The sequence below is a fragment of the Lichenicoccus roseus genome, from assembly GCF_005844085.1.
GTDB lineage: Bacteria > Pseudomonadota > Alphaproteobacteria > Acetobacterales > Acetobacteraceae > Lichenicoccus > Lichenicoccus roseus.
Map to the genome: position 1 here is coordinate 90,420 of NZ_VCDI01000007.1, position 13,500 is coordinate 103,919.

Genomic DNA, 13,500 nt, shown 5'->3' on the forward strand with positions numbered 1-13,500 from the left:
CGCCCTGGCGACGTTGGAGGTTCGAACATCATGCGTGCCCGTATCTACAGGCAGCCCAAGACATCGATGCAGTCCGGCCAGGCCAATACGCATGACTGGGTGCTGGAATACGGCCAATCCGAGCAGCGCCTGCAGGATCCGCTTATGGGTTGGTTCGGCAGCGGCGACATGCGCAGCCAGCTTCGCCTGAAGTTTCCCTCGCAGGAGGAGGCGGTTGCCTACGCACAGCGCGAGGGGATCGCCTACGATCTCGAACTGCCGGTGGCACGGGTCCGCAAGCCGAAGGCCTATGCGGACAATTTCCGCAGCGATCGCCTGCAGAACTGGACCCACTGACCGACATACCCCTGGCTGAAGTGCAAAGCCTTGGCCTGCGCGCCCTTAGCTCAGTTGGATAGAGCAATAGCCTTCTAAGCTATGGGTCGGTGGTTCGAATCCACCAGGGCGCGCCATCGCCGCATCTTATCGCACCACGGCATACTATTCCGTCAACGCAGCGAACTGCTGTTGCGATTTTCGTGTGCGATGTCATTTTCGATCCAGCGCTCAGCACTGGATCGTCACGACATGCAGCGACCCTCCCTACCCTCCGCCGAGCACGCCCTGCCATCGGCCGCCATCGTGCGAATTCCGGTTCCTCCGCAGGCCCGGCTGCTGGCTGCCGTCCGGATGCTGGAGCGGCGCCTCGAGGAGCAGCGCGTCGCGGTCGCGGCCTGGCGCGACGAGGTGGCGAAGCTCGCCGAGCTGATGGCATCGGTCGCGGAGACAGCGAGATCTGCCGACGACCAGCTCCGGACGACGCGGCAATGCCTCCCGGCCGCAGGGTCCCCGGCCGTCGAGCGCGAGGCCATCGAGCCGGCTTCGTAGCGCAGCTGTTTCGACCGGAGCCTCCCCTGCTGCGTTGACATCGACCCTGCGGCGGCTGATCAGGATGACCTGACGCACCGCCACGGGCAGATGAGTGCCAGACGCCGATGAAGCCCAGGATGCCCGGCCTGATTATCGTGCTGCTGGCGCTGCTGACCGCGGTCGGCCCGATCTCGACCGACATGTATCTGCCCGCCTTCCCCGCCATGAAGGCGGAGCTGATGGCGCGGCCTGGCGAGGCGCAGATCACCCTGGCGGCATGGTTCCTCGGCCTCTCGGTCGGCCAGATCACCCATGGACCGCTCTCCGACCATTACGGCCGCAGGGTGCCACTGCTGCTCGGCACCGCGCTCTACACGATCGCCTCGATCGGCTGCGCGATGGCGCCGTCGATGACCATCCTGTCCTGCTGGCGCCTGGTGGCGGCCTTCGGTGGCGCCGCCAGCCTGGTGATCCCGCGCGCGGTGATCCGCGACATGGTGCTGAACGGCGTCGAGGCCGCCCGACTGATCGGCCGGCTCACCCTGGTGATGGGCGTGGTGCCGATCCTTGCGCCGACAGCCGGCGGCTTCATCGCGGAGCACCTCGGCTGGGAGGCGATCTTCTGGGTCGCGGCCTTCTACGGCGTGCTCTGCAGCCTGCTGATCTGGCGCTACCTGCCGGATACCCTGCTGCCCGAGCGTCACGTGACGCTCAGCCTGGTGCCGACGCTGCTGCGCTACCGCAAGGTCTGGCGCGACCGGGTCTTCCGCTACCACGCCCTCGAGGGTGGCTGCGGCACCTTCAGCCTGTTTGCCTTCCTGGGCGGCGCGCCCACCGTATTCCTGGGCACCTACCACCTGTCGCCGACGCTTTTCGGCAGCGTCTTCATCTCCAACGCCACCGGCTACATCATCGGCGTCCAGGTGAATGCCCGCGCCGTGCGGCGGTATCGTCCCGGCCCGGTGCTGACCGCGGGTGCATGCGCCCTGGCCGTCACCACGTCCGCCATGCTGGTGCTGACGCTCACCGGCATCGATACGCCGCTGGCTTTGACGCTCTGCATGATGGCCTGCATGACGGCACTCGGCTTCGTGCTGCCGGGAGCCGCCATCGGCTGCCTGCTGCCGCATGCCGCCGAGGCGGGCAGCGCATCCGCCCTGTATGGCACGACGGTGTTCTTCATCGGCGCCTTCAGCACGGTGCTGGTCGGCGAGATCGGCCGCGGCAGCCCGGTGCCGATGGCGGCGCTGATGGTGCTTGGCGCGATCGGCACGCTGCTGTGCGACCGCCAGCGTCCCCGGCGCGCCCGTCGCGGCTCCCGGCGCAACGCTCGTTCGGACACGCTTGTCGGAGGATGAAGCCGCCTGCTTGTGAAGCGGTCGGACGCATGGTGATATCCGCCGTACTGAGTATCGGAGTGCCTATGCGATCTGCCCCCCTGCCTGCGATCGGCGCCGTCCTGGCCCTGACGGCCTGCCTGGCAACCGGCCCGGGCGGCGCGGCCCGCGCGGACGACGGCGACGACTTCATGCGCCACATGGCGAGCCAGCCGGGCGTCAAGACGCTGCCTTCGGGCCTCGAATACAAGGTGCTGCAATCCGGCGATCCGCACGGAACGCCACCGGCACCCGGTGACCAGCTGGTGCTGAACTACGACGGCAAGCTGCCGGACGGCGCTACCTTCGACAGCACCGAACAGCAGGGCGGCATGGCCCGGATGACCTTCAACGGCCTGATCCCGGGCTGGATGGAGGGTCTGCGGCTGATGCGCCCCGGGGATACCTGGATGCTCTACGTGCCGAGCAAGCTAGGCTACGGCGCCAACGGAGCCGGCCCGATCCCGCCGAATTCTCCCCTGGTGTTCAAGATCGAGCTGGTCGCGGTTCACCCTGCCGGCTGAGCCCGATCCGGCGGCTTCATCCGTGGCGGAGGCGGATCCTCCCGACGCGGCGCCGATCTTCACCATCGGCTACGAGGCCTGCAGCTTCGACGGGGTTCGCGACGCCCTGCTGGCCGCCGGCACCAGGCTGCTGATCGACGTCAGGGCCATCGCCGCCTCGCGCCGGCCCGGCTTCTCCAAGCGCATCCTCGCCGGCGGGCTGGCCGAGGCCGGCATCGGCTACCTGCACCTGCAGCCGCTCGGCACGCCGAAGCCGGGCCGGGACGCCGTGCGGCGCGGCGACATCCTGGCGATGCAGCGCATCTTTGCCGTGCACATGCAGGGCGACCGCCCGCAGGCCGCCCTGGCGGAAGCGCGCGCCGCCGCCCTCGAGACGCGGGCCTGCCTGCTCTGCTTCGAGCGTGATCCGGCGCACTGCCACCGCACCCTGGTCGGCGATCTGCTGTGCAGCGACGCCGGTCTGGCGCCGCTGGTGCATCTCCATGCATCGCCGATCGTGAAATAAAATTGCCTCGGCCTCGATAGAGGTTGTAACGGACTCGTTTTGACGAAGACGGGTGAGGAACCCGACCGCGATGGAGCGACCTGTGCTGAACGGCAATCTGCTTCCCGACGGCGTGCGCGACGGCACGACCCTTGCGCCAGCAACGGGAGCCTGAGCATGGCACGTCCGCCGCCGGTCAAGATCAGCAGCGAGCGGCTCGTCCTGCCGCGTCCGGGCCAGATCCTCGGCGAAGGCGAGGACAGCGCCTTCAGCGCTTTCGCACGCGTCGCGATGCGTGGCCTGGACGTGCCGCTGGCCCTGGTGCTGGTCGAGGAGCATGGCGCCCTGCAGATCCGTGGCGCGTTCGGCCGCTCGCTCGGCGAGACGCTGCCGATCTCGATCATACGCACCCAGATGGACAGCCAGCGCCGGATGACGCTGGAGATCGCCGACCTGCAGCGCGATCCGGCATTCCTGGCGTCCCCGGAGGACGAGCGCCATGCCGGCTTCGGCGCCTACGCCGGGGCGACCCTGCGCGACGCCTCCGGCGCCTCGATCGGCGTGCTCTGCGTGCTCGACCACAAGGCGCACCGGTTCGGCCGCGAGAGCCTTGCGATCCTGGCCGACCTCGCCCGCGCCGCCGGCTCGCTGCTCGCCTTCGACCAGCATCACCAGGTGCGCACCGAGATCGGTTCCGAGGCGGTGACCGCGTTGCCCGGCCGCGAGGCCCTCGAGGGCGCGCTGGACCGCCTGGTGGAGGGCGCCGAGCGCGCCAATCCAAGCTCGCTGCCGCCCGGCTTCGGCGTGCTGCGGATCGACATCGGCCGCCTCGGCGAGCTCAACGAGATGCATGGGCGCAGCGCCGTGGACCAGGCGCTCAAGCAGATCGCCGGGCGCCTGAAGTCGGTCACTCCAAGCCCGGGCTTCCTCGCCCATCTCGGCGGCGGCGGTTTCGCACTGGTGGTCGGCGGCCGTGTCACGGCGGCCGATATCGAGGCGGTTGCGGTGCGCGCGATGGACCGGCTGCGCGAGCCCGCCCATCTGGACGGTCTCGACGTGCCGCTGCGGCCGTCCGCGGGGATCGCCAGCTATCCGGCCGATGCGCTCGACAGCGCAGGGCTGCTGCGCAGTGCGGAGGCGGCGCTGAGCCATGCCAAGCGGCAGGGCGACGGCAGGCACATCCACTCGACGCCGAACCTGCTGCAGACCTACGAGCTCAGCGCCGGCATCGAGCAGGACCTGCAGCGTGCGGTCATGAAGGGCGAATTCACCCTGAACTGGCTGCCGGTGATCGACACCGCGAGCGAGAAGGTGGTCAGCTTCGAGGCGCTGGCCCGCTGGCACCGGCCCGGCTATGGCGACATCTCGCCCGACATCTTCATCTCCTGCGCGGAGTCCGCCGGCCTCATCGAGCAGGTGGATGGCTGGGTGCTCGCCGCCGCCTGCCGCGAGGCGGCATCCTGGGAGCAGGCGCTCGGCGTATCGGTCAACATCTCCCCGGTGTGGATTTCGCACAACCGGCTGCCGTCGCTGCTCAGGCGGGTGCTGGACGAGACCGGGCTCGACCCGACCCGGCTGCAGATCGAACTCTCCGAGCGCGTTCCGTTCGGCTCCGACGGCATGACGCGGCGGGAACTGTCGCAGGTGCGCGCCATGGGTGTGCGGCTGGCGCTCGACGACTTCGGCACCGGCTATTCCTGCCTGGGTCTGCTCGGCACCTACCCGTTCGACCAGGTCAAGCTGGACAGCCAGTTCGTGCAGGCGATCGGACGCGACCGCCGCGCCGAGGCGATCACCCGTGGCGTGCTGCAGATGGTGCAGTCGCTCGGCATGACCAGCTGCGCCGAAGGTGTGGAAACCGAGGAACAGCTGGCCTTCCTCGATGCCCACGGCTGCGAGGAGATCCAGGGCTACCTGATCGGCCGCCCGATCCCGCGCCTGCCCCGGCAGGTCGGGTCGGTCAGGGCGATGGACCAGGCCTAGGTCGCGCCCGCACTTCCCGCCCCGGCGACCAGCTCAGCCGCTGCGCCGGGTGCTCTGCCGGGTCGGCCTGTTGTTGAGGCTGTAGGCGATGCCGGCGGCGACCAGGCCGGTCATCAACGGCGTCAGCCAGGCCGGCCGCAGCAGGAAGGGCATCAGCCCCTGCCGCCAGAGCCCTTCCCAGGCGTGGCGCGCGATGGACAGGTGCAGCCGGCCGAGCATGGTGGGATCCAGCGCCAGCAGCATCGAGCCGAGGCTCATCTGCGGCGGCAGGAGTGCCGCGATCGCGAACGCAGCGACCAGGGCGACCGCCGAAAGGCAGGCGAACACGCGCACGAGGACGACGTGCCGGGTGCCGCGGGCCGGTGGCCTGCCGTTCCTGCGCTTGAGGCTATAGCGCGTAACCAATACTCCCGACCCAGGGTCCGCGCGCCATGGACTGCGCGGGTCCCCCACCCTAGAGCAGCCGCCGGCCGATTGGTATCGGTCAGAACTTGGCGGACAGCACGACCGAGCCGAAGTTGAACAGGCCGGAGCGCTGGCCGTTGAATTCCTGGGTCTGCCAGGTCTGCGTGTAGGCCAGCCGGACGCCGTGATAGAGCAGCGCAAGGCCACCCTCGAATTCGCCGACATCCCAGATCTTGGAGACATGCGGCTCGCCGGTGCGGAACGTGCTGCCTTGCAGGGTGGCGTCGTAGGCGACCGCCTGTCCGTCCACGCCGGCGAATGCATACCATGCGAACGGGCGGGTTGCCTTGTAGGCATCGGTGCCGTCCATGCCCGGGCTGATGCGCGGCGTGCCGAAGTCGGAGTCGAGTCCCTGGCCGATGCGCACGGTACCACCGGCCTGGGCGTAGGTGCGGAAGTCGCCGCCGGCGGCACTGACCGACGGCAGCAGGTCGACCGAGATGCCGTAGGCATCGACCACCGGGAAGCGCCAGGTGCGCATCGCCTGCAGCTGCAGCACCGGCTGGTTCGGCAGCTGGTGCGACCAGCCGCGATTTGGAGTATCGCCGATCAGGCTGTGGAAGCCGTTCTGCACCTGATAGCCACCCGCATAGGAGCCGAGCACGCCGGCCTGCAGGCCGAACACGCTGCGCGTGGTGTCGGTGTCGCTGATCAGGTTGGCGGTTGCCAGCAGCACGCCGGCATAGGGCCGGTCGCGAGGGTCGGGCGGATTGATCTGCGTCAGGCGCGGCGTGAAGATCGACTGCTGCAGGCCGAGCGCGATGCGCTGCACGCCATCCCCCCAGATCAGCCGGTTGAGGTTGGAGATCGCCGGCGGCTGGTTGTCGGTGCCGGAGGTCCAGCCGATCCGGAGGCCACTGGTGTAGTACTGGTCCGACGTGCCCTTCTGGGTCGAGACCGCATCGTTCTCGCCCTGGATGGTCCAGGTGCCGTACGGATCCTGCAGCGGCGTGGCCGCGGCGGGGCCGGACAGCGCGGCGGCGGCACCCAGGCCTGCCAGGCCGGATCCCAGCAGGCGGGAACCAAGAAGATTGGCAAAGCGACGCGTCATGATGCTCACTATACGGTATTCCTGGCTCATCGTCCGGCCGGGCGGTCACGTGCGGCCGGACCCTTTTCTAAGAGGTTCATCCACCTGAGCAAACCCCCGCTCCGATCCGCCATGCCGTATCCGCGCGACCTGCGTGGTTACGGTCGCACTCCCCCGCATCCGCGCTGGCCAGGAGAGGCGCGGATCGCGGTGCAATTCGTGGTCAATTACGAGGAGGGCGCGGAATCTTGCATCCTGCACGGGGACGGCGCTTCCGAGGCCTTCCTGTCGGACATCGTGCCGGCCACGCCGCTGCCGGGTGCCCGGCATCCGAACATGGAGAGCCTGTACGAATATGGCAGCCGCGCCGGCGTATGGCGGCTGCTCCGGCTGTTCGCCGGGCGCGGGCTGCATTTCACCAGCTACGCCAACGGGATGGCGATCGAGCGCCTGCCCGAGGTGGCGATCGCCATGGCAGAGGCCGGGCACGAGGTGGCATCGCACGGCTACCGCTGGATCGACTACCAGAACGTCGAGCGTGGCCGCGAACAGTATGATCTGCGGCAGGCCATCGAGGTCCACACGCGCATCCTCGGCAGCCGGCCGCTCGGCTTCTACCTGGGGCGCTGCAGCCCGAACACCCGTAGCCTGGTGCATGCGGAGGGCGGCTTCCTGTACTGGTCGGACAGCTATGCCGACGACCTGCCCTACTGGGATGTCGAGCGCCCCGGGGCCAGGCCGCAGCTGGTGATCCCCTACACGCTGGAGGCCAACGACATGCGGTTCGCCAGCCCCGCCGGTTTCGCCAGCGGCGACGACTTCTTCGCCTATCTGCGCGACAGCTTCGACATGCTCTATGCGGAAGGCGAGACCGCTCCGAAAATGCTTTCGATCGGCCTGCATTGCCGCCTGGCCGGACGTCCCGGCCGCGCGATGGCGCTGGCGCGGTTCCTCGACCATGTGCAGCGGCACGAGCGCGTGTGGATCGCGCGCCGCATCGATATCGCGCGGCACTGGCACGAGATGCATCCCCACAGGGTGCAACCCTTGGCCTCGGCGATAGCGCGTGATGCAACCTTGCAACAAGGACAGACATAGATGACAACCCAGCCGTGCAAATTCAACACGATCACGTGATGGATCGCGGTCTGCAATGCAGTGCTGACCGTGCTATGGCATGGTGCGACGCCTTCCCAAGATTAGGCAGTCACGAAGTAAACCGCCTCCACATGGTGCGCCCGCAGCCTCTTGCCGCGGACAAGCATCCCTTAGATCCCAGGATTACGACCGTTGAGAAGTAACAGGACCGACCGCAGCCCCCGCTCCCCGCGCCGCGGCGGATTTGACGACGATTTCGTGCCCGCGCCGACCTTTACCGATCGCGGCGGTCCTCCAGCACGTCGCCCGATGGGCGGCGGCGGCGGCGGCTCCCAGGTCATCGCGTCGGGTCCGGAGCTCAGCGCCAGCGTCAAGTGGTTCAACAGCGAGAAGGGCTTCGGCTTCGTCGAGTTGTCGGATGGCTCCGGCGATGTCTTCCTGCACGCCAATGCGCTCACCCAGTCCGGCCATGACAGCGTCAGCCCAGGTGCTACGCTCGGCGTCCGTATCGGCCAGGGTCCCAAGGGCCGCCAGGTTGCGGAGGTCCTGTCGGTCGACGAGAGCACCGCGCAGCCGGAGCGCCCGCGTTCGGCGGCACCCGGCGGCTTCGGCGCCCCGCGCACGGGCGGCGCCTTCCGTGGCGGCCGCAGCACGCCCGACCTTTCGCAGGCCGAGGAAGTCCGTGGCATCGTCAAGTGGTACAACGCCACCAAGGGCTTCGGCTTCATCACCCCGGACACCGGCGGCAAGGACATCTTCGTCCATGCCTCGGCACTCGAGCGCTCCGGCCTGTCGAGCCTGAACGAGGGCCAGTCGACCCGCGTGCAGGTAGTCCAGGGCCAGAAGGGTCCGGAAGCCGCCGCGATCAGCCTCGCCTGAACACGACACCGGCCGCAGCTTCGCCCGCCCAATCAGGGTGGGCGTCCCAGCCGACAACACAGACGCCCTGCCATCATCGATGGCAGGGCGTTCTGCTGTTCAGCGAATGCCGTCGATCAGGCCACCGTTGTTCCACAGCGCGTTGAGGCCGGGCGGCAGCCGCAGCGGGCTTGCCGCACCCGCCCTTGCCGCGAAGATCTGGCCGTAGTTGCCGGACGCCGCCACGGCACGGGCCGCCCAGCCGTCCTGCAACCCCAGCAGGCTGACGAGCCCCGGCGTCGGTGCCGAGAGCTCCGCGGTCGCAGCCGGGTCGCCGGCAAGCCGGCCCTGCTCATCCCGGATGACGCCCTTCTGCTCCGCCTGCACCAGCGACGCGACGACGTCGCTCACCGCGGCGGTCCAGGCCGGATCGTCATCCCGCGTCGCCGGTGCGACCGGATCGATCGAGATCATTTCCGGCAGGATCTCGAACTGGTCGCGCATGCCGTGGAACCCTGCTCGCATCCCGGCAAGCGACGAGACGCTCGAGGTGATGGCTTCGCAGTGGCCCGTGGTCAGGGCGGCCTCCATCTCGCCGATCTCCTGGTAGGGATCGTTGCGGATGGCAACGTGGCGTCGCGTGGACCAGTCGGCAATTCCGTCGTCGTACGGGGTTCCGGAGATGTAGCAGACCATGTGGCCTGCCAGGTCGGCGGGCGCGCGGAAGCCCAGTCGCCTGTTCACCAGGAAGCCCTGCCCGTCCATGAAGATGGACGGTCCGAAGCGCAGATGGCGGAGCAGGGCGGCGGTCGCATCCGGGGTCACGCCGACCACGAGGTCTACGTCCCGGTCGTGCAGCGCGGCCAGCGCATGTCCCTCGTCCGGATAGCCTTTCAGCTGCGTCCTGTGCGGATCACCCAGCACGGCGGCGGCCACCGCGCCGCAGAATGGTGCCGCGAAGCCGGACAGGTCGCCATGGCTGTCGGATTTGGTGAAGTCCTCCTGCTCGACGATGATCGCGCAGGACAGATGTCCCGCCCTCCGGACCATGTCGATGGTGCGCGCTGTCGTCGCGCCTGCAGGAGACGAAAAAGTAATGGCCGCCCCGACGAGCAGGGCGGCCATGACACAGCCGTATCGGATCACGGAGTCCAGGTACCCGAGGTCGGAATGCCGGGAGTGACGCTGGGACGCGGGTTGAAGTCCGACGGCGCCGGGTCGATCAGCTTGCCGGTGGCGTAGTCGGTCGGGATGATGTTGAGAGCAGTGCAGCCGTTGCCGCCGTAGTGCGGCAGCGTGTGCGCGATCGAGACCGGGATCTCGGCGTATTCAGCCGGCAGCGGTGCGATCTGGCCGGTCAGGCGGGAATTGTCGAAAGCCGAGAACAGGTTGCCCACCGGGCTGCTGGCGCCGTCGGCCGGGCCGAGATCGCTCTGGCCGAACTCCTGCTTGCCGAGCGCCACGCCCTTGACCTCGTCGGGCAGGTTGGCGAGCGGCGTCAGCCTGAACAGCTCGTTGATGAACTTGATGACCGAGCTGTGCTCCGCGTACTCGTGGCTGATCGCGTGCACCCGGCTGAACGGCGAGATGATCATGAGCGGGATGCGCGGGCCGCCGGAGAGCGGGTTGCCCTCGGGATCGAGCTGCCGGACCAGCGGCTGGGTGTGGTCGTAGAGACCGTCGGTCTCGTCGTAGGTGATGATGATCGCGCTGTTCTTCCAGTACGGGGACGCCGCGATCGCATTCACCTCGTCGGCCAGCAGAGTCTCGGCGATCTGCGTGTCCGAGTAGCCCGGATGGTCGTCGCTGCCGGGGAAGGCGGACTGCACCGCGGGGTTGGGATCGACCGGCTTCAGGTTGTCGTTGTTGCCGTAGCCGCCACGCACGTAGAACACGCCGCCGGCGGAGGGCAGCGTCTGCTTGGACACGGCGGTGTAGAAGTCGCCGAGGCCGTGCAGGTTGCTGGCGACGGCCGGGTTGTCGCCGACATAGCCGAAATACTGCGGTGCATTGTGGTGCGTGATGTAGGTCGCGTGGCTATCGACGCCGTTGGTATCGGTCGGCTCGGTGTCATAGCCTTCCTGGTACCAGCCCCAGTTGGTGGGTGCCACCTGCTGGCTGGCGATGGTGCGGATGTCATCCTGCACGTCGATCAGGTCCAGCGCCGGGTTCTGGTCGGTCTGGATCGTCTTCTCGATCTGCTTGCCGAGGAACGAGAGCGGCAGGCTCGCATAGGTCTGGTTGAGGTCAGGCGTCGCCGGGCTCTCGTCGTTCGGACCGTATGGCGGCTTGACCGCCGAGGTGTCGTAGTTCGAGCCGGCATAGGGTCCGTTATCGCCGATCACCGGCTCGCCGCCGGTCGCGGCCACCACCGGGTTGGTGTTGTTGCTGCCGGTGCTGGGGTGCAGCGCCCACTGCGTCACGCCGGACTGGCCGGCGATCATCGAGATGGCGTTCGGCGAGGACGGCCCGATGATGGTCTGGTGCATGGCGTCGAACAGCGTGAAGCGGTCGGCGAACTGCCACAGGAACGGCACCGTGTTGCAGTCGATGTGGCTCACCGCGAGCTCGGCGGTCTGCTTCGCCGCAAGCGTCGGGTTGCTGGTCGCGGCGACACCGGTCGACATCGAGACGATCTGGCCGCCCTTGGTGGTCAGCCCTTCCTCGTCGAGCGCGTAGCGATCGTTCTTGGCGACCCCGTTGAGGAAGTCGAGCGAGTTGTTGATGCCGGTATGCGAATGATCGACCGAGGCGGTATCCTGCGGATAGATCGGCACCGTCTTGCCGTTGACGTCCTTCACCGTGGCTGGGATCAGGAACGGCGAGATCGTGCCGACGCTGCCGTCGGTGTTCACGATCGGCTGCGTGAAGCCCGGCGTCTGCGCGGCAGGCTGGCTGAACAGGCCGTTGGCGCCAGGGAAGGTGCCAAGGTGGAAGTCGAACGAGCGGTTCTCCTGGAACAGCACGAACACGTACTTCACGTTCTTCCGCAGCAGGGCAAGCTTCTGGGCATGCGACAGCACCGGCTCGCCGGCGGGCGAGTGCGCCCGGGCCATTACCGCGCCGCTGGAGGCCGGCCCGATGACGACCATGGAGGCGTCGTTGCTGGTCTGCGAGGCGAACTGCGCCTGCACTCCGGCTGCGCAGGCCGCGAGCGGCTGCATGACCAGCGATACCGCCGTGATCATGCTGGTGCAGGTTAGTCTGACACGTGGAGACATGGGTGCTGACCTCAGGGGCTTGGTATGCGGCCTCTGGATAGGTCGTTGCTCCGTCTCAGAAAAGCACCGCGCGATTACACTTCCGAGACGTTTCGATACCGTCTTGATATGGCATGTCACCCAACGCGAAGCCCTGCCGCCAAGACATGCCTGCTGTCGACACGCTCGGGTTGCTACCCCTGCAACTTGGGAGGGTAATGCCAGCTTGGATCGTGGTATCGGAGAAAGCACAATGAACGACGCACCGCACCTACTCGCCATCGTCGAGAGCAAGATGGCGCAGGTCAGGACGCAGCTCGAACACGGCAGTCCGGCCAAGGCGAAGGAACTGCTGGAAGAGGTCAGGATCTACTCGCAGGCCCTCCGCCTCGACCTCGCGGCCTGATCACCGGCCCGCGCTCTGCACCCAGGCGTCTGCCTGCGCATCTGCTTCAATTATAGGCAAACGCGCCGGGCACAGCCCGCGACACCGACATCAGCCGGCGCCGCGGACGCGGGGGTATCAGGCGGTCGGCACCGAGGCGACCGTCTTCAGGATGCGCGAGGCGATCTGGTACGGGTCGCCCTGCGAGTTCGGCCGGCGATCCTCGAGATAGCCGCGGTAGTTGTTGTTGACGAAGCTGTGCGGCACCCGAATCGAGGCGCCGCGGTCGGCCACGCCATAGCTGAAGCTGTGGATCGAGGCCGTCTCGTGCAGGCCGGTCAGGCGCAGATGGTTGTCCGGCCCGTAGACCGCGATATGGTCCTCGCGAGTGTCGGCGAACGCCTTCATCAGCTTCTCGAAATATTCCTTTCCGCCGACTTCGCGCAGGTAGGTGGTCGAGAAGTTGGCGTGCATGCCGGAGCCGTTCCAGTCGGTGTTGCCCAGCGGCTTGCAGTGATACTCGATATCGACGCCGTACTTCTCGGTCAGGCGCTGCAGCAGGTAACGTGCCACCCACATCTCGTCGGCGGCCTTCTTCGAACCCTTGCCGAAGATCTGGAATTCCCACTGGCCCTTGGCCACCTCGGCATTGATGCCTTCGTGGTTGATGCCGGCATCCAGGCAGATGTCGAGATGCTCCTCGACGATCTTGCGCGCCATGTCGCCGACATTGCTGTAGCCGACACCGGTGTAGTACGGGCCCTGCGGCGCCGGATAGCCGCTCTCCGGGAAACCGATCGGACGGCCGTTACGATAGAAGAAATACTCCTGCTCGAAGCCGAACCAGGCGCCCGGATCATCGAGAATGGTCGCGCGCATGTTCGATGGATGCGGCGTCAGGTCGGGCATCATGACCTCGCACATCACGATGATGCCGTTCTTGCGCTGGCTGTCGGGAAACAGCGACACCGGCTTCAGCACGCAGTCGGAGCTGCCGCCTTCGGCCTGCTTCGTCGAGCTGCCATCGAAACCCCAGAGCGGCAACTGCTCCAGCGTCGGGAAGCTGTCGAACTCCTTGATCTGCGTCTTACCGCGAATATTCGGGACCGGCGTGTAGCCGTCCAGCCAGAGGTACTCGAGCTTATACTTTGTCATTTAGTATGCTTCTCATTTCCTGTCGTGAAGCGAGAACACCAGGAGGTCCTGGCAGCCCCGTCGACTTCAAGGGGACGCGGTTGCTGAGCATGT

The 13,500-nt window shown here is 67.5% G+C and carries 14 protein-coding genes and 1 tRNA gene; 10 read left to right on the forward strand and 5 right to left on the reverse strand.

The annotated features are described in order from the left end of the window. The first annotated feature begins 30 nt into the window (after window positions 1-30). From FE263_RS17485 to FE263_RS17515, 7 genes are all read left to right on the forward strand, one after another. Window positions 31-336, forward strand: coding sequence for an ETC complex I subunit (locus FE263_RS17485; protein ID WP_138327326.1), 306 nt, complete (start codon window positions 31-33; stop codon window positions 334-336). Window positions 337-375: 39 nt separating this feature from the next. After that, window positions 376-452: transfer RNA gene (locus FE263_RS17490), tRNA-Arg, on the forward strand. Window positions 453-567: 115 nt separating this feature from the next. Continuing rightward, window positions 568-867 carry a hypothetical protein gene (locus FE263_RS17495; RefSeq protein ID WP_138327327.1) on the forward strand — a complete coding sequence of 100 codons (300 nt, stop codon included), beginning with the start codon at window positions 568-570 and terminating at the stop codon, window positions 865-867. Between the two features lie 119 nt (window positions 868-986). Beyond that, on the forward strand, window positions 987-2,207 hold the full coding sequence (locus FE263_RS17500) for a multidrug effflux MFS transporter (protein ID WP_240759845.1): 1,221 nt from the start codon (window positions 987-989) through the stop codon (window positions 2,205-2,207). Window positions 2,208-2,272: 65 nt separating this feature from the next. Further along, a complete protein-coding gene (locus FE263_RS17505; protein ID WP_138327329.1) occupies window positions 2,273-2,749 on the forward strand; it encodes an FKBP-type peptidyl-prolyl cis-trans isomerase in 477 nt (158 codons plus the stop codon). A gap of 22 nt (window positions 2,750-2,771) precedes the next feature. Beyond that, the gene (locus tag FE263_RS17510; protein ID WP_138327330.1) at window positions 2,772-3,254 is read left to right on the forward strand and encodes a DUF488 domain-containing protein; all 483 of its coding nucleotides are present in this window, start codon (window positions 2,772-2,774) and stop codon (window positions 3,252-3,254) included. 156 nt (window positions 3,255-3,410) lie between these two features. Continuing rightward, window positions 3,411-5,216 carry a putative bifunctional diguanylate cyclase/phosphodiesterase gene (locus tag FE263_RS17515; protein WP_138327331.1) on the forward strand — a complete coding sequence of 602 codons (1,806 nt, stop codon included), beginning with the start codon at window positions 3,411-3,413 and terminating at the stop codon, window positions 5,214-5,216. A gap of 33 nt (window positions 5,217-5,249) precedes the next feature. On the opposite strand, the gene FE263_RS17520 is transcribed toward FE263_RS17515, so the two are convergent. Both FE263_RS17520 and FE263_RS17525 read right to left on the reverse strand, forming a co-directional pair. Next, window positions 5,250-5,621, reverse strand: coding sequence for a hypothetical protein (locus FE263_RS17520; protein ID WP_138327332.1), 372 nt, complete (start codon window positions 5,619-5,621; stop codon window positions 5,250-5,252). Window positions 5,622-5,700: 79 nt separating this feature from the next. Further along, the gene (locus FE263_RS17525; protein ID WP_138327411.1) at window positions 5,701-6,732 is read right to left on the reverse strand and encodes a lipid A deacylase LpxR family protein; all 1,032 of its coding nucleotides are present in this window, start codon (window positions 6,730-6,732) and stop codon (window positions 5,701-5,703) included. Between the two features lie 111 nt (window positions 6,733-6,843). Here FE263_RS17525 and puuE point away from each other — a divergent pair, with 111 nt between their 5' ends. Next, window positions 6,844-7,809, forward strand: a complete 966-nt coding sequence (gene puuE / locus FE263_RS17530; protein ID WP_138327333.1) for an allantoinase PuuE — start codon at window positions 6,844-6,846, stop codon at window positions 7,807-7,809. A 192-nt stretch (window positions 7,810-8,001) separates the two neighbouring features. Continuing rightward, a complete protein-coding gene (locus FE263_RS22830; protein WP_138327334.1) occupies window positions 8,002-8,688 on the forward strand; it encodes a cold-shock protein in 687 nt (228 codons plus the stop codon). Window positions 8,689-8,787: 99 nt separating this feature from the next. On the opposite strand, the gene FE263_RS17540 is transcribed toward FE263_RS22830, so the two are convergent. Together FE263_RS17540 and FE263_RS17545 are read right to left on the reverse strand one after the other, a co-directional pair. Continuing rightward, window positions 8,788-9,792, reverse strand: coding sequence for a type 2 periplasmic-binding domain-containing protein (locus tag FE263_RS17540; protein ID WP_138327335.1), 1,005 nt, complete (start codon window positions 9,790-9,792; stop codon window positions 8,788-8,790). 17 nt (window positions 9,793-9,809) lie between these two features. Next, entirely contained in the window at window positions 9,810-11,855 is a 2,046-nt protein-coding gene (locus FE263_RS17545; protein ID WP_240759846.1) for a phospholipase C, read from the reverse strand. A gap of 265 nt (window positions 11,856-12,120) precedes the next feature. On the opposite strand from FE263_RS17545, the gene FE263_RS22210 reads away from it, so the two are divergent. Further along, a complete protein-coding gene (locus FE263_RS22210) occupies window positions 12,121-12,273 on the forward strand; it encodes a hypothetical protein (RefSeq protein WP_171034180.1) in 153 nt (50 codons plus the stop codon). Window positions 12,274-12,390: 117 nt separating this feature from the next. Here the strand turns inward: FE263_RS22210 and FE263_RS17550 are convergent, their stop codons facing one another. Further along, entirely contained in the window at window positions 12,391-13,407 is a 1,017-nt protein-coding gene (locus FE263_RS17550; RefSeq protein WP_138327337.1) for a glutamine synthetase beta-grasp domain-containing protein, read from the reverse strand. Between the last annotated feature and the right edge of the window lie 93 nt (window positions 13,408-13,500).

What these genes read in the sequence shown, in the direction of transcription:
- puuE (WP_138327333.1), top strand. Translation starts at nt 6,844, where the DNA reads ATGCCGTATCCGCGCGACCTGCGTGGTTACGGTCGCACTCCCCCGCAT.
- FE263_RS17495 (WP_138327327.1), top strand. Translation starts at nt 568, where the DNA reads ATGCAGCGACCCTCCCTACCCTCCGCCGAGCACGCCCTGCCATCGGCC.
- FE263_RS17500 (WP_240759845.1), top strand. Translation starts at nt 987, where the DNA reads ATGCCCGGCCTGATTATCGTGCTGCTGGCGCTGCTGACCGCGGTCGGC.
- FE263_RS17550 (WP_138327337.1), bottom strand. Translation starts at nt 13,407, where the DNA reads ATGACAAAGTATAAGCTCGAGTACCTCTGGCTGGACGGCTACACGCCG.
- FE263_RS17515 (WP_138327331.1), top strand. Translation starts at nt 3,411, where the DNA reads ATGGCACGTCCGCCGCCGGTCAAGATCAGCAGCGAGCGGCTCGTCCTG.
- FE263_RS17545 (WP_240759846.1), bottom strand. Translation starts at nt 11,855, where the DNA reads ATGATCACGGCGGTATCGCTGGTCATGCAGCCGCTCGCGGCCTGCGCA.
- FE263_RS17485 (WP_138327326.1), top strand. Translation starts at nt 31, where the DNA reads ATGCGTGCCCGTATCTACAGGCAGCCCAAGACATCGATGCAGTCCGGC.
- FE263_RS17505 (WP_138327329.1), top strand. Translation starts at nt 2,273, where the DNA reads ATGCGATCTGCCCCCCTGCCTGCGATCGGCGCCGTCCTGGCCCTGACG.
- FE263_RS22210 (WP_171034180.1), top strand. Translation starts at nt 12,121, where the DNA reads ATGAACGACGCACCGCACCTACTCGCCATCGTCGAGAGCAAGATGGCG.
- FE263_RS17540 (WP_138327335.1), bottom strand. Translation starts at nt 9,792, where the DNA reads ATGGCCGCCCTGCTCGTCGGGGCGGCCATTACTTTTTCGTCTCCTGCA.
- FE263_RS17525 (WP_138327411.1), bottom strand. Translation starts at nt 6,732, where the DNA reads ATGACGCGTCGCTTTGCCAATCTTCTTGGTTCCCGCCTGCTGGGATCC.